21 protein-coding genes and 1 pseudogene are annotated in these 22,684 nt (G+C 64.4%); 7 read left to right on the plus strand and 15 right to left on the minus strand.

Features of this window, described 5'->3' with window-relative positions; all coding sequences use genetic code 11:
• The 10 genes and pseudogenes from GJ698_RS00005 to fliE all read right to left on the minus strand — a co-directional run.
• Positions 1 to 701, minus strand: a pseudogene (locus GJ698_RS00005) (flagellar hook-length control protein FliK); the annotation flags it as partial.
• A gap of 13 nt (positions 702 to 714) precedes the next feature.
• Positions 715 to 1,014: a hypothetical protein gene (locus GJ698_RS00010; RefSeq protein ID WP_154355555.1), complete on the minus strand. Its 300-nt coding sequence runs from the start codon at positions 1,012 to 1,014 to the stop codon at positions 715 to 717.
• A complete protein-coding gene (fliS, locus tag GJ698_RS00015; protein ID WP_154355556.1) occupies positions 1,007 to 1,405 on the minus strand; it encodes a flagellar export chaperone FliS in 399 nt (132 codons plus the stop codon). Before fliS ends, GJ698_RS00010 begins: the two co-directional genes overlap by 8 nt.
• Before the next feature lie 35 nt (positions 1,406 to 1,440).
• Positions 1,441 to 2,862 (minus strand): flagellar filament capping protein FliD, encoded by a 1,422-nt coding sequence (gene fliD, locus GJ698_RS00020; protein ID WP_154355557.1) that lies wholly within the window; start codon positions 2,860 to 2,862, stop codon positions 1,441 to 1,443.
• 99 nt (positions 2,863 to 2,961) lie between these two features.
• Entirely contained in the window at positions 2,962 to 3,393 is a 432-nt protein-coding gene (gene fliJ, locus GJ698_RS00025) for a flagellar export protein FliJ (RefSeq protein WP_154355558.1), read from the minus strand.
• On the minus strand, positions 3,390 to 4,703 hold the full coding sequence (gene fliI / locus GJ698_RS00030) for a flagellar protein export ATPase FliI (protein ID WP_371865072.1): 1,314 nt from the start codon (positions 4,701 to 4,703) through the stop codon (positions 3,390 to 3,392). Before fliI ends, fliJ begins: the two co-directional genes overlap by 4 nt.
• Positions 4,700 to 5,419, minus strand: a complete 720-nt coding sequence (gene fliH / locus GJ698_RS00035; protein WP_154355560.1) for a flagellar assembly protein FliH — start codon at positions 5,417 to 5,419, stop codon at positions 4,700 to 4,702. The genes fliI and fliH overlap by 4 nt, the downstream gene beginning before the upstream one ends.
• Positions 5,416 to 6,456: a flagellar motor switch protein FliG gene (locus GJ698_RS00040; RefSeq protein WP_154355561.1), complete on the minus strand. Its 1,041-nt coding sequence runs from the start codon at positions 6,454 to 6,456 to the stop codon at positions 5,416 to 5,418. The genes fliH and GJ698_RS00040 overlap by 4 nt, the downstream gene beginning before the upstream one ends.
• Positions 6,440 to 8,203 (minus strand): flagellar basal-body MS-ring/collar protein FliF, encoded by a 1,764-nt coding sequence (fliF, locus tag GJ698_RS00045; protein WP_371865073.1) that lies wholly within the window; start codon positions 8,201 to 8,203, stop codon positions 6,440 to 6,442. The genes GJ698_RS00040 and fliF overlap by 17 nt, the downstream gene beginning before the upstream one ends.
• Before the next feature lie 21 nt (positions 8,204 to 8,224).
• The gene (gene fliE / locus GJ698_RS00050) at positions 8,225 to 8,569 is read right to left on the minus strand and encodes a flagellar hook-basal body complex protein FliE (protein WP_154355562.1); all 345 of its coding nucleotides are present in this window, start codon (positions 8,567 to 8,569) and stop codon (positions 8,225 to 8,227) included.
• Between the two features lie 629 nt (positions 8,570 to 9,198).
• On the opposite strand from fliE, the gene GJ698_RS00055 reads away from it, so the two are divergent.
• From GJ698_RS00055 to GJ698_RS00085, 7 genes are read left to right on the plus strand one after another with little or no spacing between them, the layout of a single operon-like run.
• Complete coding sequence (locus tag GJ698_RS00055) at positions 9,199 to 10,062, plus strand: FliM/FliN family flagellar motor switch protein (protein WP_154355563.1); 864 nt, start codon at positions 9,199 to 9,201, stop codon at positions 10,060 to 10,062.
• A 2-nt stretch (positions 10,063 to 10,064) separates the two neighbouring features.
• On the plus strand, positions 10,065 to 10,436 hold the full coding sequence (locus GJ698_RS00060; protein WP_208023740.1) for a FliM/FliN family flagellar motor switch protein: 372 nt from the start codon (positions 10,065 to 10,067) through the stop codon (positions 10,434 to 10,436).
• Positions 10,433 to 11,200 carry a flagellar type III secretion system pore protein FliP gene (gene fliP / locus GJ698_RS00065; protein ID WP_154355565.1) on the plus strand — a complete coding sequence of 256 codons (768 nt, stop codon included), beginning with the start codon at positions 10,433 to 10,435 and terminating at the stop codon, positions 11,198 to 11,200. Before GJ698_RS00060 ends, fliP begins: the two co-directional genes overlap by 4 nt.
• A gap of 11 nt (positions 11,201 to 11,211) precedes the next feature.
• Positions 11,212 to 11,484 carry a flagellar biosynthesis protein FliQ gene (fliQ, locus tag GJ698_RS00070; protein ID WP_154355566.1) on the plus strand — a complete coding sequence of 91 codons (273 nt, stop codon included), beginning with the start codon at positions 11,212 to 11,214 and terminating at the stop codon, positions 11,482 to 11,484.
• Between the two features lie 21 nt (positions 11,485 to 11,505).
• Positions 11,506 to 12,300 (plus strand): flagellar biosynthetic protein FliR, encoded by a 795-nt coding sequence (locus tag GJ698_RS00075; protein WP_154355567.1) that lies wholly within the window; start codon positions 11,506 to 11,508, stop codon positions 12,298 to 12,300.
• The gene (locus GJ698_RS00080) at positions 12,293 to 13,435 is read left to right on the plus strand and encodes an EscU/YscU/HrcU family type III secretion system export apparatus switch protein (protein WP_154355568.1); all 1,143 of its coding nucleotides are present in this window, start codon (positions 12,293 to 12,295) and stop codon (positions 13,433 to 13,435) included. Before GJ698_RS00075 ends, GJ698_RS00080 begins: the two co-directional genes overlap by 8 nt.
• Positions 13,432 to 15,519, plus strand: a complete 2,088-nt coding sequence (locus GJ698_RS00085; RefSeq protein ID WP_371865074.1) for a flagellar biosynthesis protein FlhA — start codon at positions 13,432 to 13,434, stop codon at positions 15,517 to 15,519. The genes GJ698_RS00080 and GJ698_RS00085 overlap by 4 nt, the downstream gene beginning before the upstream one ends.
• Here the strand turns inward: GJ698_RS00085 and GJ698_RS00090 are convergent.
• The 5 genes from GJ698_RS00090 to GJ698_RS00110 all read right to left on the minus strand — a co-directional run bounded on the left by GJ698_RS00090 (position 15,516) and on the right by GJ698_RS00110 (position 22,544).
• On the minus strand, positions 15,516 to 16,322 hold the full coding sequence (locus GJ698_RS00090; RefSeq protein WP_154355570.1) for a class I SAM-dependent methyltransferase: 807 nt from the start codon (positions 16,320 to 16,322) through the stop codon (positions 15,516 to 15,518). The genes GJ698_RS00085 and GJ698_RS00090 overlap by 4 nt on opposite strands.
• A gap of 34 nt (positions 16,323 to 16,356) precedes the next feature.
• Positions 16,357 to 18,582, minus strand: a complete 2,226-nt coding sequence (locus GJ698_RS00095; protein ID WP_154355571.1) for a tetratricopeptide repeat protein — start codon at positions 18,580 to 18,582, stop codon at positions 16,357 to 16,359.
• Positions 18,583 to 18,674: 92 nt separating this feature from the next.
• On the minus strand, positions 18,675 to 19,619 hold the full coding sequence (locus GJ698_RS00100; protein WP_154355572.1) for a hypothetical protein: 945 nt from the start codon (positions 19,617 to 19,619) through the stop codon (positions 18,675 to 18,677).
• Positions 19,620 to 19,724: 105 nt separating this feature from the next.
• Positions 19,725 to 20,621 carry a flagellin N-terminal helical domain-containing protein gene (locus GJ698_RS00105; RefSeq protein ID WP_154355573.1) on the minus strand — a complete coding sequence of 299 codons (897 nt, stop codon included), beginning with the start codon at positions 20,619 to 20,621 and terminating at the stop codon, positions 19,725 to 19,727.
• A 246-nt stretch (positions 20,622 to 20,867) separates the two neighbouring features.
• Positions 20,868 to 22,544: an electron transfer flavoprotein-ubiquinone oxidoreductase gene (locus GJ698_RS00110; RefSeq protein WP_208023741.1), complete on the minus strand. Its 1,677-nt coding sequence runs from the start codon at positions 22,542 to 22,544 to the stop codon at positions 20,868 to 20,870.
• Between the last annotated feature and the right edge of the window lie 140 nt (positions 22,545 to 22,684).

Raw genomic sequence — 22,684 nt, forward strand, 5'->3', positions numbered from 1 at the left:
GCGGCCTTGGCGGCGGCCGCTGCGGCGGCGGCGTCATCGGCTGCCGGCGTAGCTGGCGTGACGGCAACGCTGGCGGCGGCCAGGTTGAGGCGGGTGGCGTTGGCGCTCAGGGTCGAGACGGCACTGACGGCGTCGCTGCGGCCGGCGGCATCGCTGGCGACCGGCGCGCTTGACACTGGCAGCGCCACATTCAGCAGCGAGCTGATCATGGCCGGCAGCACGTCGCCGGCAGCGGCGCTGCCGGAACCGGTGGCAGCCTCATCGGCGGTCTTGGCGGTGTCCTCGCCGGTGCCGCTGTCGTCGGTCTTGGCGGCATTGGCCACGTCGGCCAGGTTCAGCAGCTGGGAGAACAGCGGGGCGGCCACCGGGGCGGCGGCGCTGGCGGCGGCAGCGGCAGCCTGGGCCGACTGTGCGGCGGCATCGGCCGTGTTGCTGCGTTCAGGCTGCGGCGTGGCGGTCGGCGCCGGCTTCTGGCTGGCCTGGGCGGTCGTGCCGCTGCTCTTGCCGCCGGCGTTGCTGTTCCTGGCACTGTTGGCGCTGTCGTTGTTGCTGCCGCTGCCGTTCGCCGATTTGGCGGACGTGGCCGTGCTCTTGCCGCCGTTGGCGGCGACGGACGCCGCATTGTTGGCGGCCACCGGTGCGGTGAGTTCGGCTTGCGCGGCTTTGGCCGCGGCCGTAGCGCTGGAGAGTGTCATGGTCATGCTTGGATTCCGTTTATGCGTATTCGCTTTCGAGGGCGTAAGCCAGCCAGCCCTCTTGGTTTGCCTGCATTTGCTGCAGTTTCTGCGCCAGTTCATCGGTGGCGAGATTGCAGCGCTTGACGGCTTCTTCGTGCATCTGGCGCAGCGCCGCCAGGGCGGCCCATTCCGCGCTGTTCCACTTGCCCTGCGCCGCCATCTGCGGCAGCGCGGTGCCCAATAAAGTGTTAATCGCCGTCAGCGCCTGCCAGTCCTGGGCAGCGATGGCGGCGCTCATTTTCTGCGTCAGTTGCAGCAGGGTGCGCTGTCTATCCATTTTTCGCCTGGATTTCCTGGACGCCGAGCCAGCCTTTCTTGATCGTCGTCAGCAGGGTGGTGACCTCGTCGATGATGGTCGGGTCCAGGCTGACGCCGGCCGTGTACAGCCGGCCGGCGCAGTATTCATACAGGCGGCCGAGGTTTTGCACCACCTCGCCGCCGTTGTCGAAGTCCAGCGAGCTGGACAGACCGTTGATGATGTCGGTGCACTTGTTCAGGCTGTTGGCCTTGAGCTCGTAGCGCTTGCCGACGATATGGCCGCGCGCGCGCGCCAGCTCTTCGAGCAAGCCGTCGGTGAGCACCAGCACCAGTTCAATCGGCGACGCCCGTGCGACCTGGGTGTCGAGATTGGTGGAGTGGTAACTGCTGTAGGCTTCCTGGTTCATCATGGTATGCACCGCATTGTGTCAAAGTTGCTTGTTTATTAGCTGCTGCTGTCCGACGAGAACATCGCCGTGAACATATTCGAGGTGCTGGTCATCGACGATTGCAATTGCTGCAAGGCGGTGAACTGCGCCAGGTAACGCTTGTAGGCGTTGGTGAACTGGTCCTTGACCGTGGCCTGGCGGTCGGCCAGGTCGCTTTGCAGCTTGTCGTTCTGGGTGGTGCGCTGGGAAATGAAGCCGCCGGCGCTGGTGGTCCACGAGGTGACCAGCTTGTTCATCGCGCCCAGCGCGCCCGAGTCGACGCCGATGCCGGCGCGGCCGAACAGCGTGTCCAGGCCGGTTGGATTGGCGGCGATGGCCTTGTTCAGGCGGTTCGAATCCAGGGTCAGCGAGCCGTCCTTGGTGGCGGTGATGCCGAAGCTGATCAGCGACTGGCCGCCGGTCACGGAACGCAGGATGCTGCCCAGGCGGTCGCGCAGATTGGTGACGCCGGCGTCGTTGTAGAAGGCGGCGTCTTCCGCGGTCGCGGTCGGCGTGCCGTTGGGGTCGGTGGACTCGACCACGGTGTGGTCGCCGGGCGCGGTCAGCTTGTTGAGCGCGGCCAGCAGGGTGTTGTAGGCGTCGACAAACTTCTGCACATTGCTGGCGGTGGTCGAGTTGTCCGGGCCCACCGTCAGCGAAACCGCAGCGTCGTTGACGCCTTGCGCCTGGGTCACGGTGAACGAAACATCGTCAACGATGTTGAAGGTGTTGGACGCCTGTTCGACCTTGGTGCCGTTCTTGCCGCCGGCCCAGACGATGGCGTTGGTGGCGTCGGTCAACGTGTTGCCGGCGCCCACGGCGCTGGTCAGGCCGCCGTCAGCGCCGCCTGCGGTGGTGATCGCCGCCACGGCGTTGTCCTTGCCGGTCAGGTTGGAGGTCAGCACCAGCTGCTGGACATTGTTGACGGTGATGGTCGAGGCGGTGATGCGCGACTTGTTGTCGGGCGAGGCGTTGATGGCGGCCGCCAGTTCCTTGGCGCTCAGGAAGCCGTCGTTGTTGCTGTCGGCAGCGGTCAGGTCGACCCCGATCGGGGCGCCGGCGTTCAGCGCGATCGACATGCTGCCGCCGGCGTTGGTGACGGCGGGAATGTTGTAAGCCATCTGGCCGGCCGTGGCCAACTGCTGGACGTAGAACGAATAGGTGCCGGCGGCGGCGGTCGGCTTGGCGGTGGCGGTGGCGACGCTGGTGTTGCTGAAGGCGGCCTTGGTGGCGCTCACCGACGAGGTGCTGCTGGCCAGGCCCTGCAGCGTGCCCTGGAATGCGCTCAACGCCGCGCTCAGCGTGGTCAAGCCGGTGCCCACGGCCGTGGCCTGAGTGGTCTGCTTGTCCAAGATAGCCTTGGTCGGCGCCACATAGGCGTTGGCCAGATTGGTCGCGGTGGTGGTCGGATCGTAAGTTGGGCTACTGATGACTGCCATGGTTTTGCTCCTGGAAAGGATAATCAAGTGTACCCCGATATAGGGCGACCTTAATCGTTTCCGTATGAAAATATTCCGAACTTTTTTTTGTAACGGCGCTTACTTTTGGCCGCGCAGCCACAATTGTGTTGCCAGTTCGTCATGTTGTTTGCGTTCTTTGGCGTTTTGCTGCGCATTCACCACCTTTTGCGTCTTGTCCAGCACCTTGCCCATGACTTCGCGCCGGGCCCAGGCGGCATTCAGCGCCTGTTGCGAAACCGCCATATCGGCCTCGTGCATGTGCAGGTCGAGCCGGTGGCTGTCGGCCATCGCCATCACCGCCTGCTTGTAGTCGCCGCAGTTGCCGGCCAGGGCAGGGTGCAGATTGCCGCTGGCGCCGCTGTTGGTGTACAGGCTGGTGAGGCGCTCCAGGTTCTTCTGGTAGCGGTCGCGCACACTGGTCTTTTCCGCCATCTCGGTCTGCAGGCGCTCCACTTCCGTGTTGCGCAGCGCCACCAGGGTGGTCAGGTTACGGATTTTTTGTTGGCTCATGGTGTCATCAGCTTTTCAAGTTGCGCAATGCAGGGGCCGAAAGGCGCTTCTTCCTTGGTGCCCTGGCACAGGAAATCCTCGACCTTGGGGTGCAACTGCACCGCCTTGTCGGTCACCGGGTCGGCGCCGGGCACGTAGGCGCCCAGCGGAATCAGGTCGCGCACGCGGTCGTGCCGCGCCATGCTGGCCTTCAGCGCGCGCGCCGCCATCATGTGCTCGTGGTCGATCACCTGCGCCATGCAGCGGCTGATCGAGGCGGCGATGTCGATCGCCGGGTAGTGGCCGCGCTCGGCCAGCTCGCGGGTCATGACGATGTGGCCGTCGAGAATCGCGCGGGCGGTGTCGACCACCGGGTCCTGCTGGTCGTCGCCCTCCGCCAGCACGGTGTAGATGGCGCTCATGCTGCCGTTCTGGTTTTCGCCGTTGCCGGCCGATTCCACCAGCTGCGGCAGGTTGGAGAACACCGACGGCGGATAACCCTTGGTGGCCGGCGGCTCGCCCAGCGCCAGCGCCACTTCGCGCAGCGCCATCGCATAGCGGGTCAGCGAGTCGACCAGCAGCAGCACATTCTTGCCCTGGTCGCGGTAGTGGGCGGCGATCGAGTGGCACAGTTCGGTGGCCATGACGCGCATCAGCGGGCTTTCGTCGGCCGGCGCGATCACCAGCACGGCTTTCTGCAAGCCTTCCTTGCCCAGCGACATGTCGACAAACTCGCGCACCTCGCGCGAACGTTCGCCGATCAGGCCGACCACGACGACGTCGGCCACGGTCTGGCGCGTCATCAGGCCCAGCAGCACGGATTTGCCGACGCCGGAGCCGGCCATCAGGCCGACGCGCTGGCCCTTGCCCAGGGTCAGCATGGCGTTGATGGCACGCACGCCGACGTCGAGCGGTTCGGTGACCGGTTTTTTCTTCAGCGGATGGATGCGCGGCGGCTGGGTCTCCAGCGGAAAGTCGCCGCCCAGCTTGCCGAGGCCGTCGATCGGTTCGCCGAGGCCGTTGACCATGCGGCCCAGCCAGCTGGAGCCGATCTGCAGGCTGACTTTTTCAGGGGAGGGCAGCACGCGCGCGCCGGTGGTCAGGCCCACGGCTTTCTTGAACGGCATCAGGAAGGACAGCTTCTCGCGAAAACCGACCACCTGCGCGTCCAGCCATTCGCCGCCGACTGTCTCAATCTGGCAACGCTGACCCGTATGCAAAGGGCAACCCACGGCCTCAAGCAACAAACCGGACGCGCCCACCAGGCGGCCCGTCGGGGTCGCCATGGGTACCGAACCCAGTTCGAGATTGCGTAAGGCATCAGCGATCACTCTTCGACCTCCGGTTCATCGCCGCTGTCGGCGATCTGCAGTTGATTATCGACCTGTTCCATGACCGCCGCAAGACGTTGATGGCAACCGGCATCGACTTCATTATCGCCTGCTTTGATGCGGCATTCCCCTACCTCAAGACGGGCATCGGGGATCAGATTCCAGCGCTTGGAACGTTTCGGATCGAGTTCGGCAATGCGCTTCAGTTCTTCCGGATTCAGGAAGACATCGATTTCATCGCGGGTCGGCGGCATCGACGCCAGGGTTTCCTCCACCAGCGCCATCAGCTGCACCGGCTGCAAGGCCAGTTCGGCGCGGATCACCTGGCGTGCGACTTTCGCCACCAGGTCGACCACTTCCTTGCGCTGGGCGGCGCGGTAGTCGGAACGCAGTTTCTTCAGGCTTTTCAGCATGGCGTCGACCGGGCGCGCCATCTGGTCGTAGGCCACCAGGGTTTCGTGGCGGCCTTCTTCGCGGCCCTGTTCCTGGCCGGACTGGCGGCCGGCTTCAAAGCCGTCTTCCTGGCCGCGCGCGAGACCGATCTCGTAGCCGTCGCGCTGGCCCTGTTCAAAGCCTTCGCTGACCGAGGCGGCCCACTGGGCGCCGCCGTCGCCGCCATGGCCGTTGTGGCTGTGACCGTGCGCGGCCGCCGCGGCGGCGCGCTGGGTGGTGAACTGTGCCAGCGGCGGGAAGCGGTAAGGGCGGAACTGCTTCATTCCACCACCTGTTCAGCAAACAGCTGGATCTCGACTTCGCCGGCGTCGGCCAGCGCCTTGACGGTGGCCATGATTTCCTGGCGCGTCTGTTCGATACGCGACATCGGCACCGGACCGGCGCGGCGCATCATGTCCTCGAAGGCCTGAGCCTGGCGTTTCGGCATGGTTTTCAGCACGGCGTCGCGCACCGCGATGTCGGCGCCCTTGAGCGCGATCGCCCATTGCTCCAGCGGCACGTCTTCCAGGATGCGGGTGATGGCCTGTTCGGTCTGGTTGCCGAGGATGAAGAAGTCGTACATCGACAGCTCGATCTTGGACACCACGTCCGGATCGTGGGCGCGCAGCAGTTCGACCATCTGCGCGCGGTTGCTTGGCAAACGGTTGAGGATCTCGGCGGTCTGGCGGATGCCTTCGACGCTGGTGCCCTGCGAATCGAAGGAGCTCAGGCAGCGGTCCACCAGCTCGTCAAGCTCCTGCAGCAGGTCGGCGTCGACTTCTTCCATGCGCGCCAGGTTCAGCAGCACCAGGTCGCGCGTGTCCTGCGGCAGGCCGTCGATGATCTGGCCGGCCAGCGCGGCCGGCAGGAAGGCCAGGAACACCGCCTGCATCTGCACGTGTTCGTTGGAGATGTATTCGGCCAGCCATTTCGGCGAGGCCCATTGCAGGCGCGCCATCTTCGGCCGCAGTTCGTCGCCGTAGATGTTGTTCAAGACGGTGTTGGCGAGGTCGCCGCCCAGCGCCAGGTCCAGCGAGCGCTTCAGGTAGCTGCGCGAGGCGCCGTGCACGCCCGACTGTTCGCGGTAGTCGTCGAAGAACTTCTGCATCGCGTTCTTCACCGATTCGACCTTGATGCCGCTCATGCGCGACATCACCTGCGTGACTTCCAGCAGTTCCTCGCGCGACAGGCAGCGCAGCACGGCCGCGGCCGGCTCCTCACCGATGCTCAGCAGCACGATGGCTGCCTGCTCCACCGGCGTCAGCTTGGTCGGCATGGCGTATTCGCCGCCATCATCATCCATGTTATTGAGTTCGGCCATTTTTCTGCATCCATTGTTTGACGACTTCGGCTACGCGTTCCGGTTCTTTCGCGGCCAGCACTTTCAGGTGGTCGACCATGACGTCGACGGCCGAGCCTGGCGGCGGCAGATCGTAATTTTCCAGCAGCGGCACCACCGGCATGCCGGTCTGGACCGTGCCACCCAGGGCCGGAGCGCCCGTCGCGGCGCCGTCGGCCAGCACCGCCTGTTCCTTGGCGGCGGCTTCCTTGGCTTCCTTGGCGGCGGCCACGGCGGCCTGTTCGGCGGCGCGGCGTTCGGCGTTGATGCGCGCGGTTTCTTTCGGGTCCGGCGTGAAGCGCACGGTGACCAGGCGCATGATCGGGCGCAGCAGCAACAAATAGCCGAGCAGGGCGCCGACCGCGTAGATCGCGTACTTGCTGACGTCGACGATGTTGTCGCGCTCTTCCCACCATGCGACCGGCGCCGCTTTCGGCGGGAAGTTCATGGCCGACACCACCAGCTGGTCGCCGCGCTCGGCGTTGATGCCCAGGCCGTTGCGCAGGATCTTGTCGATGTTGGCGATTTCAGCGGCGCTCCAGCCGGTTTTCGGCGTCGGCGCGGCGGCCTGGGCCAGCACCACGGCGACGCTGAGTTTCTCCAGGCGGCCACGGCTGCGCTTGGTCTGGACGATGCTGCGGTCGTAGGCGTACTGGCGGGTGGTGGCGTTCTTGCGCGCGGTGCCGTCGGCCGGGGCGGCGTTCGGATCGGCGGCGCCGCCGGCGGTCTGCTGGGCGGCGGCGGCCGGATTGGCGGCGGCCGGCGGCGGCCGGTTCGACAGCGTGCCCGGCACGCCCATCACCATGCGGTTGCGGTCCTGCTCTTCGCGCATGGCTTCGCTGGTGACTTTCGGATCGGCGCCGTATTTCTCGACGGTTTCCTCGACGCGGTCGTTGTCGACCGCGGCCGCCACCGACATGCGGTAGTTGTCGTCGCCGATGACCGGGCCGATCAGGCCCTTGATGTTGTTCTTGACTTCGTCCTGGTAGCGCTTGGCGGCGTCGTTGCCGCTGGTGCCGGCGTCGAAGCCGTCGGCCAGGTCGATGTGGGCCGACAGCAGGTTGCCGCTCTGGTCGACCAGGCTGACGCGCGACGGCGACAGGCTGGCGACGCTGCCGGCCACCATGTTGACGACGGCGGCGATCGCTTCAGGCTGCAGCGTGGCGCCCGGTTTCAGCGCCACCACCACCGACGCCGACGACTTGTCGCCGTCCGAGGAAACAAACGAGGTCGACTTGGCGATCGACAGGTGCACGCGCGCGTGCGAGATCGCGTCCAGCGTCATGATCGATTGCGCCAGCTCGCCTTCCAGGCCGCGGCGGAAGCGCACGTCCTGCACGAACTGCGACACGCCCAGCGGGTCGTTCTTGTCCATCAGTTCCAGGCCGGCCGGCAGCTGCGCGGTCACGCCCTTGGCGGCCAGCAGCATGCGCACCTTGCCCAGCATCGATTCCGGCACCAGCACCTGGCCGCTTTCCGGGTGGATGCGGTAGGGGATGTGGTCGGTGTCGAGCACGGTCATCATGTCCGGCGCCGAGACCTTCTCGCGCGCGCCAAACACCGGCTTGTAGCTGGACTGGCTGCTCCACATATACATCATGGCCAGCGCGGTCAGGCCGATGGCCAGGATCAGCAGCGGGTACAGGGTTTTCAGCAGGGCAGGGGACAGCGATGGCGCCGTCGGGTTCGCGCGCCAGCGGTCGAAGGCGGACTTGATGGTGTTAATCACGTTGATTGCTTTCGCGGAGGCTTACAGCGGTAATTTGATCAGTTCGTCGAGGCCGCCCATGACTTTGTTGCGCACCTGCATCAACATCGAGAAGGACAGGCTGGCGTCCTGGCTGGACAGCATGGCGCCGACCAGGTCATCGCTCTTGCCGGAATCGACGTCGGCCATTTTCTGGCCGGCGTCGACATCCTGCTGGTTGACCGAGTCGATGGCGCCCTGCATCGACTGGGCGAAGGAGGAAGTGTGCTGGGCGTCAGGCGCGCCGAATTGGCTGGCGGCTGCGATGCTGGTGCTGCTGGCCAGGTTGTGCGCCGCATTGGTCAGCGACGCCAGATCGGCCTGTATCAGGCTGGAAAAATTACTCATCTTGCTACCCCCGTTTTTGCAGCGTTTTTACCGCGTTGTATCCAGATGACTACCTTATCGAGATTGCCGCTAAGCAGCAAGCCCATGTGACAGATATTCTCGTGTCCTATACCAAAGGCGCTACACATCCGTTGCGCATGTCACAGTCTTGTAAGAAAGATAGTGTAGCCATGTCAGTCAAACTCGGACGCCGCAGGTGAGCAGATGCTCGGCGTCGCGGATGGGTGGCCAGGTTGGTCACTGCTGCTGACGAACTGAAATTAAATTTTCCGAACTGTAACATTTTGTAGCGGCTGAAACAGTTCCGAGAATGCAAATACCGTTATAAATCATTCACTAAGCGCCATTTGTTCATGTTTGTTGCAGAGCAGCGTAAAGGCTGACAAGCTGAAGTAAGCTTACCGGCTGGCAACTTCCTTGTAAAGGGATATTTGCCTGCAAGATAATTTTTCGACCAAATATTGTATATTAGCAATAATGTGAATTATGATGTATGCTGCTACCGAGATCGTCCTACTTTAAGTTACGATTAGGAACTAAGCCAAAATAGTGCGCGGGAAGTAACCAGTTTTTAGCTGGATAGTGCGATGATGGTGGAGTAGGAAAGAATTAACTGCCATGGACAATACATGACAACGACAAAACAGACGCAACATCAAGTACTGGACCCCAGCCTGCTGGGCCGTCCGGTGCATTTGCTGCATATCTTTGCGGCCCAGTTGCGCGACGATCTGACGCAGTCCATGCGCCTGAACATGAACCGCCGCTACTGGGGCGGCTTCCAGGTGGACGACGTCGCCTTCACCCGCCTGGAGGGCAACGAGATCCGCAGTCGCTGGCTGAGTTTTGCCGCGCCGGCCGGGCAGATCGCGTTTTCGCTGGAGCGCAAGGTGCTGCTCAGCGTGCTCAATTTCCGCTACGGCAGCGGCGCCAAGGCCGACACCGCCGCCGTTGACGAGAACATGGTGCGCGTCACCGCCACCGAGGAGCGGCTCGCTGTGGTGCTGGGGCAACAGTTGGCCGGCACGCTGGCCGGCCGCATCGAGCTCAACCTGCCGGCCGGCGACAAGCCCGCCGGCGAGGCCGCCGACAATGAATTCAAGCCCGGTCCTGGCTCGCATCCGCCCAAGGGCAGCTGGGTGATTACCGTCACCGTGGCCGACGTCACCAGCGGCGCCACCGGGCAGTTCTGGTTTGCGCTCGACAAGCAGCTGATGGCCAGCGTGCTGCGCGGCCTGCTGCGCGACCGCGACGCCGGCAAGAAAGCCAAGGTCGCGGCGCCGCTGGCGCAGCGCCTGCAGGTCGGCCTGATCGGCCGCCTGGCCAGCAAGGAAGTGTCGCTGGGCGCCCTGTACGACTTGCAGGTGGGCGACGTGATCCCGATCAGCCTGGCCAGAGCGGACGTGCTGCTCGAAGAGTCGCGCCTGTTTACGGCCGCCGTCACCGAGCACAAAGGCAAACTCTGTTTAACCTCTTTTGAAGACGCAGAATAATGATGAACATGAACGTAGCCAACCCTAGCGACGCCCTGCTGGAAGACCTGTCGGAAGAGATGATCATCGATCAGCCCGGCAACGAGCTGACTGACATCGCGCCGGCCGCGCCGCGCCGCGACCTGCCGGCCATGATGCGCAAGATCCCGGTGACGCTGACGCTGGAAGTGGGCTCGGCCCGCATCTCGCTGGAAGAGCTGATGAACATCGGCGCCGACAGCGTGGTGGAACTCGACGTGCTGGCCGGCGAGCCGCTGGTCATCAAGGTGAACGGCACCGCCATCGGCCGCGCCGAAGTGGTGGTGGCGGGCGAAAACTACGGCCTCAAAGTGATCGACCTCGACGGCCTGAATCTGGACATGATGACCCCATGACCTGGGGCTTGAACGCGCAGTGGCGCCGCCGCCTGCTTCTGGCCGCGCCGGCTGCCGCCTTGCTGGGCCTGGCCTGTGCGCCGGCCCAGGCGGTCGATCTGCTGGCCAATGTGGTGCCGGGCGCCAAGACCGAACTGACGGTCAAGATGCAGATCCTGATCATCATGACCTTGCTGGGCTTGCTCCCGGTGATGGTCATGATGATGACCAGCTTTACCCGCTTCGTGATCGTGCTGTCGCTGCTGCGCCAGGCCCTGGGCCTGCAGCAGGGCCTGCCCAACCGCATCATCACCGGCGTGGCGCTGATCCTGACCCTGCTGGTGATGCGGCCGATCGGCGACCAGATCTGGACCGAGGCCTTCGTGCCCTACGACCAGGACAAGATCGGCCTGGAGACCGCGCTGCAGATCGCTGAAAAGCCGGTGGCGCGCTTCATGCTGGCGCAGACCAGCAAGGCGGCGCTGCAGCAGATCGCCCACCTGGCCGGCGAGGACAAGATCACCGAGCCGGCGCAGCACGCGTTCACCGTCAAGCTGGCCGCCTTCGTGCTGTCCGAGCTGAAGACCGCGTTCCAGATCGGCTGCATGCTGTTCATCCCGTTCCTGGTGATCGACCTGGTGGTGTCGTCGGTGCTGATGGCGATGGGCATGATGATGCTGTCGCCGCTGGTGATTTCGCTGCCGTTCAAGCTGCTGCTGTTCGTGCTGGTGGACGGCTGGACCCTGACCGTCAACACGCTCGTGACGAGCATCCAGGCTTACTGATAGGACGCCCCATGCTGACACCCGAAATTGCCGTCGACCTGGTGGTGGAGTCGCTGCACATCGTCATGCTGCTGGTGGTGATCCTGGTGGTGCCGGGACTGATCACCGGCCTGCTGGTGGCGCTGTTCCAGGCCGCCACCCAGATCAACGAGCAGACGCTGAGTTTCCTGCCCAGGCTGCTCATCACGCTGCTGGCGGTGATCCTGGCCGGGCGCTGGATGTCGACCCTGCTGATGGATTTCTGCGTGTCCATCTTTACCCGCGCCGCCACCCTGGTCGGCTAGCCCGAAGTTCACGACGCCGCCATGGAAGCCATCTTCGCCCAGCTGCTGCCGATGCTGACCGCCCTGTGGTGGCCGTTCTGCCGCATCCTGGCGATGTTCCTCGGCGCCCCGGTGCTGGGCGAGGCGGTGACGCCGACCACGGTGCGCATCCTGATCGCGCTGGTGCTGGCCATCATCATGATGCCGCTGACCAGCGGCGTCGACTGGGGGGCGGCGGCGATCAATCCCTTCTCCATGCACGGCGTGGTGGCCACCATCGAGCAGGGCCTGATCGGCTTCGTGCTGGGCCTGGCCTTCCACTTCGCGATGTCGGTCATCGGCGTGCTCGGTTTCATGGTGTCGTCGCAGATGGGCATGTCGATGGCGGTGATGAACGACCCGATGAACGGCCAGTCGTCGGACGTCACCTCGGCGCTGCTGTCGACCCTGGCCATCATCGTTTTCTTCTCGATCGACGGCCACCTGGTGATCGCCAACGTGATCGGCCAGAGCTTCCGCGCCTGGCCGCTGGGCCACGGCTTCGGCCCGCTGCTGATGCAGACGGTGGCCTACAACGTGGCCTGGATCTTTTCGGCCGCCATGCTGCTGGCGCTGCCGGTGGTGTTTTCCACCATGGTGGTGCAGATCGGCTTCGGCTTCCTGAACCGCGTGGCGCCGGCGCTCAACCTGTTCGCGCTGGGCTTTTCGGTGATCACCATCTTCGGCCTGCTGATGCTGGCGCAGATGGTGCGCTTCATTCCCGAGCACTATGTGCGCATGACCAATATGGTGCTGGAGATGATACGCCAGCAGATGCAGGTGGCCATCCATGGCTGACGACAGCACCGGCGATAAAACAGAAAAGGCTTCACAGCAGAAGCTGAAGAAGTCGCGCCAGGAAGGGCAGGTGGTGCGTTCGCGCGACCTGTCGACCGCGATCGGCATCCTGGTCAGCCTGAAACTGTTTGTCTACCTGCTGCCGTCCTATATGGCCGAATTCAACGAGCTGTTCCACCAGAGCTTTGCCCCGCTCGACAGCGACGGCGCCATCGACAACGCCATGTCCATCGTGTTCAGCAACTCGATGTGGCTGCTGATCAAGATGCTGCTGCCGCTGTTCGTGGTGCCGCTGTTCATCGTGCTGGGCGCCATGGTGCCGGGCGGCTGGGTGATCTCGATGAAGAACTGGGAGCCCAAGCTGTCGCGTATGAGCCCGATCGGCAATATCGGCCGCCTGTTCTCCGGCAAGCACGCGTTCGAGCTGCTGATCTCGATCGGCAAGGCGGCGGTGCTGATCGCCGTGCTCGTCCACGTGGCGCGCTCGACCGTGCCGCAGTACACCCAGCTGCAGATGATGCCGATGGGGCAGGCCATGATGTCCGGCTCCAACCTGATGCTCGACGGCCTGATGTCGATGGTGGCGGTGTTCATCATCTTCGCCCTGATCGACGTGCCGGCGCAGGCCTTCTTCTTCGCCAAGAACCAGCGCATGAGCAAGCAGGACCTGAAGGAAGAACACAAGTCGACCGAGGGCCGGCCCGAGGTCAAGGGCCGCATCCGCCAGCTGCAGCGCGCCATGGCGCGCCGCAGCGCGCGCAAGACGGTGCCGACCGCCGACGTGGTGATCGTCAACCCGGAGCACTATGCGGTGGCGCTGAAATACGACCTCGGCAAGGCCGAGGCGCCGTTCGTGGTGGCCAAGGGCGTCGACGAGATGGCGCTGTACCTGCGCCAGCTGGCGGCCGAATTCCAGATCGAAGTGATGGAGCTGCCGCCGCTGGCGCGCGCCATCTACAACACCAGCCAGGTCAACCAGCAGATCCCGGTGCAGCTGTACCAGGCGGTGTCGCAGGTGCTGAACTATGTGCTGCAGTTGCAGGCTTTCCGTGCCGGACGGCGTAACGCCGAGCCGGTGCGTCCAAATGAACATGAAGTTGTTGTGCCCACATCCATGAGCGAGGTTAAGCAGTGAATTTTTTGAAGACGCTGATTGCGGAGGCACGTCGCCACAAGTTTGCCACCCCGGCATTCCTGCTGATGATACTGGCGATGATCATCCTGCCGCTGCCGCCGGTATTGCTGGACGTGATGTTCACGTTCAATATCGTGCTGGCGCTGATTGTGATCCTGGTGTCGGTGTCGGCGCGCCGGCCGCTGGACTTCTCGGTGTTCCCGACGGTGATCCTGGCCACCACCATGCTGCGGCTGACGCTGAACGTGGCGTCGACCCGGGTGGTGCTGCTGCACGGCCATGAAGGCACGGCCGCCGCCGGCCACGTGATCGAGGCCTTCGGCAACGTGGTGGTGGGCGGTAACTACGTGGTCGGCATCGTGGTGTTCGTGATCCTGATGATCATCAACTTCATGGTGGTGACCAAGGGCGCCGAGCGGATCTCGGAAGTGTCGGCGCGTTTCACGCTGGACGCGCTGCCGGGCAAGCAGATGGCGATCGACGCCGACCTGAACGCCGGCCTGATCAACCAGGAAAAAGCCCAGCAGCGCCGCATGGACGTCGCTTCGGAAGCCGACTTCTACGGCGCCATGGACGGCGCCTCCAAGTTCGTGCGCGGCGACGCCGTGGCCTCGATCCTGATCCTGATCATCAACATGGTCGGCGGCGTGGCGATCGGCGCGCTGATGCAGGACATGTCGTTCGGCGACGCCTTCAAGCAATACGCGCTGCTGACCATCGGTGACGGCCTGGTGGCGCAGATCCCGGCGCTGCTGCTGTCGGCCGCGGCCGCCATCCTTGTGACCCGTATCTCCGACTCCGGCGACTTCGAGCAGCAGGTCAGCAGCCAGGTGCTGACCTCGCCACAGGTGATGCTGAGCGCGGCCGGCATGATGCTGATCCTGGCGCTGGTGCCGGGCATGCCATGGCAGATGTTCGGTCCGTTCGCGCTGGTGCTGGCGTATGTCGGCTGGAAGCTGCTGAACCGGGTCAAGGCGCCCGACACCAGCCATATCGATGCGATCGAGGCGGCGCTGCGCGACGACCGCGTGCCCGAGCTGGACTGGGCCAACCTGCCGGCGGTGCAGCCGCTGCAGCTGGCGGTGGGCTACAAGCTGGTGGGCCTGATCGACAAGGCGCACGGCGAGCCGCTGACCAAGCGCATCCGCGGCGTGCGCCAGAGCATTTCGGAAGCCATGGGCCTGCTGCTGCCGCCGATCGGCGTGCGCGACGACCTCGGCCTGAAGCCGACCCAGTATTCGGTGATCCTGTCGGGCAGCGTGGTGGCCCAGGCCGAGGTGTTTGCCGACCGCCTGATGGCGATCCCGTCGCCCAATGTGTACGGCCAGATCGACGGCATCCCCGGCATCGAGCCGGCCTACGGCATGCCGGTGACCTGGATCGAGACCAGCGAGAAGGCCAACGCGCTGGGGCTGGGCTACCAGGTGGTGGAAACGCCAAGCGCGATCGCCACCCATCTGTCCAAGCTGATCCGCGAATACCTGCCGGAGCTGTTCCGCCACGAGGACGTGCCGGCCATGATGGAGCGCCTGAGCGCGGTGTCGCCCAAGCTGTCGGCGACGCTCGACAAGGCGCTGACGCCGACCCAGATGCTGCGCGTGTTTCGCGTGCTGCTGGCGGAAAACGTCTCGTTGAAGGATATCGTGCCGATCGCCACCACGCTGGTCGACAGCTCGGAAACCACCAAGGATCCGATCCTGCTGGCGGCCGAGGTGCGCTGCGCGCTGCGGCGCCAGATCGTCACCGGCCTGTTCGGCCAGAAGACCGAGATGCAGGCCTTCAACCTTGGCGGCGACCTGGAGAACATGCTGCTGGGATCGTTGAATCAGGCGCGCCAGAGCGGCAAGGTGGTGCTGGACAACTATCCGATCGACCCGCACCTGCTGGCGCAGCTGCAGGTCAACATGCCGGTGGCGCGCGAACAGATGCGGCAGCAGGCGACGCCGCCGCTGCTGCTGGTGCTGCCGCAGATCCGGCCGCTGCTGGCGCGCTATGCGCGCCTGTTCGCGCCCGGCCTGCATGTGCTGTCCTATAACGAGATTCCGGAAAACCGCGAAGTCAGCATCATCGGCACGGTCGGCTAAGTCTGCTTGGGAGTCAGCAGGCGGGCCGCCCAGGCCGGCAGCTGGTTGAACAGGCAGTGCAGGCCGTTATTGAAGCTGCCGAATTGCAGATGGTGCTGCTCGGCCAGCAGCGTCAGGCTTTGCCGCGAATACAGGCTGACATGGCCGTTGCGCGGCGCCGCATACCACCAGGTCAGGCGGGTGTTCGGCTTGACCGTCCCATCCGTCAGCAGCGTCGAGAACAGCACCATGCACTCGTCTTCCATCAGGGCGGCGAGGTTTTGCATCAGCTGATTGACATCGGGCGCGCGCTGGAATACCTCGAACGCGCTGATCAGATTGAATTTTCCCAGGTCGGCAAGGCGCTGTGGGTCGTGCGGAACAGGCTGATAGGCGGCCGAGTCCCAGCCTTGTTCGGCGAGCGCGCCCGACAGCGCGCCGTGGCCGCCGTAGTCCAGGTGGCGGATTTCCTTGTGCGAGCCGCCGAACAGCTGCCGCAGCAGGTCGGCGTTGGCCGCCGGCCGCTTGCTGAGGGCGTCGGGGTCGATCTCGGCGTAGCGCTCGTTATAGATATGCTGCTGGAAATCCTGGTCCGACCACTGGCGGAACTCGGGCGCCAATACAAAGCCGCAATCCGGGCAGCGGTGGTAGTAAATCGGCCAGCCCGCCAGCGGCAGGAAACGCTGGCGCGCCTCCTCGCAATTCTTGCTGAAATCGACAACGTCGTGCGGCACGGTCTCGATGCTGCAGACCGGGCAGGCGACGGCGGCCGGACTGGCCGGCGCGCTGATGTGGTGGGATGCTTGTGGTTGATGACTGGTCATGATCTGTGGTTGGCGGTTCAGGTCTCGGGGCGCATCAGCTGGTGTGCAGCTGGAAGGTGGTGGGCGCGGCCGGCGGCGGCAGGGCGTTCAGGGCGGCGATGACGTCGTTCACCACCGGCGCCCAGTCGCCGATCTGGCGCTGGCGGAACAGGGTGGCGCTCGGATACCACGGATTGGTGCTGCCGTGTTCCAGCCAGCGCCATTCGAACGGGGTGGGCAGCATGACCCAGAACGGCTTGCCGAGCGCGCCCGCCAGGTGGGCCACGCTGGTGTCGACCGTGATCACCACGTCCATCAGGTCGCACAACGCGGCGGTGTCGCCGAAGTTGTTCAGCAAGTGGCTGACCTGGCGCACCGGCAGCGTGTCCAGCAGTTCCTTGTCGGCCGGCCGGATTTCCTTTTGCAGGCAGATGAATTCGTAGTCCTCGTTGAACAGCGGCGCCAGCGCCGACAGCGGCAGGGTGCGGTTATGGTCATTGCCGTGGGTGGCGCTGCCGCTCCACACGACGCCGACGCGCAGCTTGGTCGAGAAGCCGAGTTCGGCGCTCCATTGCTCGCGCTTGGCGGGATCGCTGCGCAGATAAAACGGCGCGGACGGGATGGTGTCGATCCGGGTGTTCAGCGCATGCGGCAGGCTGAGCAGCGGGATGTGATAATCGAACGCCGGCGGCCGGTCGGTGCCGGACTCGATCAGCTGGTCGACCCCCTCCAGCGTCCGCATCAGCGGTATCAGCGGCGCCCACACTTCGAGCACCACGCGGGCGCCGCGCTGCTGGATGGTCTTGGCGAAGCGGCTGAACTGGATGGCGTCGCCCAGACCCTGTTCGGCATGCAGCAGGATGGTCTTGCCCTTGAGCGATTCGCGCCCGGTCCATTGCGGCTTCAGGAAGTGGCGCTTGGCTTTCGACAGCGCCAGGTCCTTGGCCACCCAGCGGTACTCATAGCCTTGCCAGCCGCGCTCGTAATCGCCGCGCGCCAGCAGCAGCAAGGAACGGTTCCACATGGCCAGCGGCAGGTTCGCATCCATCGCCAGCGCGCGGTCGTAGCTGGCCAGCGCCTGATCGTTGAAGCCCAGCTTGTTCAGGATGCTGCCCAGGTTGATGTAGGCGAGCGGATTATTCGGCGCCATCTTGATCAGCTTTTCCAGCGCGACGCGGGCTTTTTCGTAATCCTTTTCCTGATCGGTATCCGCAACCAGCTCGGCCGCTCCATGGCGGGCGGCGCGTTCCATCTTCAGCGCCAGCGCATGGCGCAGGCTGGTCAGCACCGCGTCGTGCTGCTTGCTGTTGTCGAGCGCGGCCGCATGCAGTTGCTGCAGTTCGGTGTCGCTGCTGTCCAGTTCCAGCGCCGCCGCATACAGTGCGGCGGCCGAGCCGTGCTGGGCCAGCTGCCCCAGCCGGTGGGCTTGCTGGCGGTAGGCCGCCAGCAGTTGCCCCTGCAATGCCAGCGCGGCCTGCTCGGCCTGCTGGGCGTCCTCGGTGCGCTGTAATTGCTGCAGCGCCAGGGCGCGCTGGCGCTGCGCCTGGACCAGCTGCGGCTGCAGGCGCAAGGCCTCGTCGTGCGCCTGCAGCGCCTCGTCGGCGCGGCCCTGCGCCAGCAGCAGCCGGCCGAGGTTGTAATGGGCGTCGGGGTACTCCGGCGCCAGCGCCAGCGCCTGGCGATAGCTGTGCTCGGCGCTGTCCGGGTTGCCGGTGTCGCGCAGGATATTGCCGCGGTTGAGGTGGGCGTCAGGCGCCTGCGGATTGAGCTGCAGCGCCTGGTCGGCGTTGAGCAGCGCCAGATCGTATTGGCGGGCCTGCCACAGCAGCAGCGCGCGGTTGTTCCAGGCCTGGTCGTCATCCGCGGCCAGGGCCAGCACCTGGTCGTAGGCTTGCAGCGCCTCGTCGTTGCGCATCAGCGACTGCAGCGTGACGGCGCGGTTGAACAGGGTGTTGGCGTCGTCGCCGGTCAGCGCCAGCGCGCGGTCATAGCTTTGCAGCGCATCATCCATGAACTGCAGCTCGCGCAGCGCGTTGCCGAGGTTGCTGTGCGCGCCGGCATGGTCGGCATCGACCTTCAGGGCCGAGCGGATGAAGCTGGCCGCGGCGTCGAAATTGCCGCTCTGGAAGGCGGCGATGCCGGTGTTGTGCAGCGCGTCGAAATGGTTGGGGTCCAGCCGCAGCACCTGCTCGTATGCTTGCAGGGCTTGGGCCAAATTGCCGTCGCTATGGTACTGGATAGCTTGCCGGAACAGCTGTTCGACGTGGGATGTATTTGCCATGGATAGGAAAAAGTGAGGAGTGGATCAGGCTCAGGCGATCATAACCGAGCGGCTTTCTGTCTGGCTAGCATGTACGGCACGAAACCCGGCAATCATTGCACTTCATCGGGAATCGCCGGCTGTGACAGCAGTGTTGCCACCGCTGCCATGGCATGGAAGATGGCCGGCGTCAGGCCGGCCGTCTGCATGCGGCTGGGGTAGGGATGTTCGCCGCTGGAGGGCGGCAATTCGCGCCGCAGGCGGCAACGCAGGATGGTCAGGCCGAGGCGGCCGACCGTGGCGGCCAGCTGCGGCAGGATTTCGCGCATGTGCTGCATGGCCGAGGTCTGGGCCGCGCCGACCTCCATTACCACGCCGGCGCCGCTGGACGGTTCCAGCTGGATCACCACGCGCCCGACCTCGGGCAGCGTCAGTTCCAGCCGCAGCGCGGCGCGGGCGCGCTTGCGCCGCTGGCGTTCGTATTCGTCATCGTCTATCACCACCACCCGCAGCACCAGCCGCCGGTCGCCCCAGGCATAGACGGCAAAGCGCCACGGTTCCATTTCGGTCAGCATCGGCAAGCCCGGGCGGCCGTCGCGGCTGCCGGCGGGAATCTGGTCGCTGAGGAACAGGCTGGCGGGAATGTGCTGGCCGGTGGTTTGTTCCAGCCAGGCGGCGCGCTGCTCGCTGTAGGTGCGCACCATGACCTGCCAGGAGGCGGCCATCATGGCGGTGTCGGGCGGTTGCCACACCAGCTGGCGCGACAGGAATACCTGGTTCGGGCGCATCGCGGCCGGGTCGGTGGCGCTGGGGACGTCGGCCAGCGCATCGGCCAGCGCTTCCAGGCCGCCCGGCGGCAGGACGTGGGCTTCCTGGGCGTCCGGGATGGCGCCGACCGGCGCGGCGCCGGACGGCAGCAGCGGTGGCGGCGGGGCAAGCGGGAATTCGGGATCGACTGGGGCCTGCGCCGGCGCGCGCGCGGCCGGGCCTGGCTGTGCGGGCTGCCGGTCCGGGACGCCCAGCGGGCGTAGGGTAGGTCCGATGCGGTCTAAAGCCATCAGGCGGAGAGTCCAGTCTTGCGGGTATAAAAAAAGCCAACCGGAATGTACGCGGTTGGCCCTTGGTCATCCGGATACCTTCGTATCCGGATACTACTACGATTATTACTGCAGCAGGGACATAACCAGCGACGAGGTGCTGTTCGACTGCTTCAGCATCGCGGTGCCGGCCTGCAGCAGCATCTGTGCCGAGGTCATGTTGGACGATTCCGCTGCGAAGTCGGTGTCCATGATGCGGCCTTCCGCAGCCTTGGTGTTGGTCGACACGTTGGCCAGATTGTTGTACACGTGTTCCAGGCGGTTCGAGGTCGCACCCAGGTTCGAACGTACCACCGACACCGAGTCAATCGCGCTGGCCAGCAGGTCGATGAAGGAGTTAGCGGAGTCAGCCGAAGTCGACAGTTCGCTGCCTGGTACGGTGCCGGCGACACCGGTGGTGGTGAAGTTGGTGGCAGCGGCGCCGATGGCGCTCTGCATGGCGCTGACCTGGGTGGTCAGGTCGAACTTCAGGGTCTCGCCGGTCGACGCGCCGATCTGGAAGGTCAGCGAAGCGTTCTGGAAGGTCGAGGTGGTGGTGGTGCTGTCGGTGTTGAACAGTTTCTGGCCGCCGAAGGTGGTGTTGCCGACGATGTTGGTCAGTTCGTTGGTCAGTGCATCGAATTCAGCTTGCATCGAGGTGCGGTCGGCGTCGTTCGACGAGCCGTCGGCAGCCTGGGTGGCCAGATCTTTCATGCGGACCAGAATGGTGGTGGTCTCGTCCAGCGCGCCTTCGGCGGTCTGCATCAGCGAGATCGAGTTCTGGGTGTTGCGCATTGCAACGGTCATGCCGCTGGTCTGGTATTTCAGACGGGTGGCGATTTGCAGGCCTGCAGCGTCATCCATTGCGGAATTGACACGGAAGCCGGTGCTCAGGCGGGTCTGCGAGGTCGACAGCGCCGACTGGGTGCGGGAGATCGAGTTCTGTGCGGAAAGGGCCGCAGCGTTGGTGTGAAGGCTCAGCATGAAATAACTCCTGGTAGGTGGATTCAGTTCGGAGCAACGAATCTTTTGCGCTCTCCCAAGTACAAGACGACCGTAGATGGAAGGACATTAAATGCTGCATGGAAATTTCTTGAAAATAATTTGTAACCGCGCTGAAAGCCGCTGTTTACCGTCGTTTCCACCTGCCGATTATGTGCCGATTGTTGGCTTGGATCAATGAAAAACAGCGCGGCTGGCTGGCCGCGCTGTGATTAAAGTGTTGCTTTTTTACATATTTGGATAGTTCGGCCCACCGCCGCCTTCCGGCGTCACCCAGACGATGTTCTGGGTCGGATCCTTGATATCGCAGGTTTTGCAGTGCACGCAGTTCTGGGCGTTGATCTGCAGGCGGTCGGCGCCGTCGTCGGTCTTGACGAATTCATACACGCCGGCCGGGCAGTAGCGCGCCTCCGGCCCGGCAAACCGGGCCAGGTTGACGTCCACCGGCACGCTCGGGTTTTTCAGCGTCAGGTGGATGGGCTGGTCTTCCGCGTGGTTGGTATTCGAGATGAATACCGACGACAGGCGGTCGAAGGTCAGCTTGCCGTCCGGTTTCGGGTAGACGATGGGCTGGAACTGCGCGGCCGGCTTCAGGCATTCATGGTCGGCGTGCGAGTGGCGCAAGGTCCATGGCGCCTTGCCGCGGAACACGATCTGGTCGATGCCGGTCATCAGCGAGCCGAGGTACAGGCCCTTGTTCAGCCATGGCTTGACGTTGCGCGCCACGTGCAGTTCCTCGTGCAGCCACGATTTCTCGAAGGCGGCCGGGTAGCTGGCCAGTTCGTCGGCCTGGCGGCCGGCGCCCAGCGCCTCGAACACCGATTCGGCCGCCAGCATGCCGGACTTGATCGCCGCGTGGCTGCCCTTGATGCGGCTCATGTTGAGGAAACCGGCGTCGCAGCCGATCAGCGCGCCGCCCGGGAACACCAGCTTCGGCAGCGATTGCAGGCCGCCGGCGGTGATCGCGCGGGCGCCATAGGAAATGCGCTTGCCGCCTTCCAGGAAGGTGCGGATTTCCGGGTGGGTCTTGTAGCGCTGGAATTCCTCGTACGGCGACAGGTAGGGATTCTCATAGTTCAGGCCGACCACGTAGCCGATCATCACCTGGTTGTTTTCCAGGTGGTAGAGGAAGGAGCCGCCATAGGTCTTGCTGTCCAGCGGCCAGCCGGTGGTGTGGATCACCAGGCCTGGCTGATGTTTGGCCGGATCGATTTCCCACAGTTCCTTGATGCCGATGCCGTAGGATTGCGGATCCTTGCCCTTGTTCAGGTCGTACTTGGCCATCAGCTGCTTGCCCAGGTGGCCGCGCGCGCCTTCGGCAAACAGCGTGTATTTGCCGTGCAACTCCATGCCCAGCTGGAATTCCGGACCGGCTTCGCCGTCGCGCTTGACGCCCATATTGCCGGTGGCGATGCCCTTGACCGAGCCGTCGTCGTTGTACAGCACTTCGGCGGCGGCAAAGCCGGGGAAGATTTCCACGCCCAGCGCCTCGGCCTGCTGGCCCAGCCAGCGCACCACGTTGCCCAGCGAGATCACGTAGTTGCCGTGGTTCTCGAAGCAGGCCGGCAGCAGCATGTTCGGGGTCTTGTAAGCCTTGGTCTCGGTCAGGAACAGCACGCGGTCCTCGGTGACGGCGGTGTTCAGCGGCGCGCCTTTTTCCTTCCAGTCAGGGATCAGTTCGGTCAGCGCCTTCGGGTCCATCACGGCGCCGGACAGGATGTGGGCGCCCAGCTCGCCGCCTTTTTCCAGCACGACGACCGACACTTCCTGGCCTTTTTCAGCGGCCAGCTGTTTGATTTTGATTGCTGCCGACAAGCCTGCGGGGCCGCCGCCGACGATCACGACGTCATACTCCATCGCATCGCGCGGGCCGTACTGTTCTACAAGATTTTGAGGCTGTGTCATGATCTGTTGTTATAGTGGTTTTGATGAATGTAAAAATTTTAGCACGAGTGTGCTTCTTTTTTCGTTGGATTGCTGCCATTTTCCGCGACATTATTAGACACCGCAATCTAATACTGGCGTTTTGTGTAATGATATTGCTT

The sequence above is a fragment of the Duganella aquatilis genome (genome assembly GCF_009674565.1).
GTDB classification, from domain to species: domain Bacteria; phylum Pseudomonadota; class Gammaproteobacteria; order Burkholderiales; family Burkholderiaceae_D; genus Rugamonas; species Rugamonas aquatilis.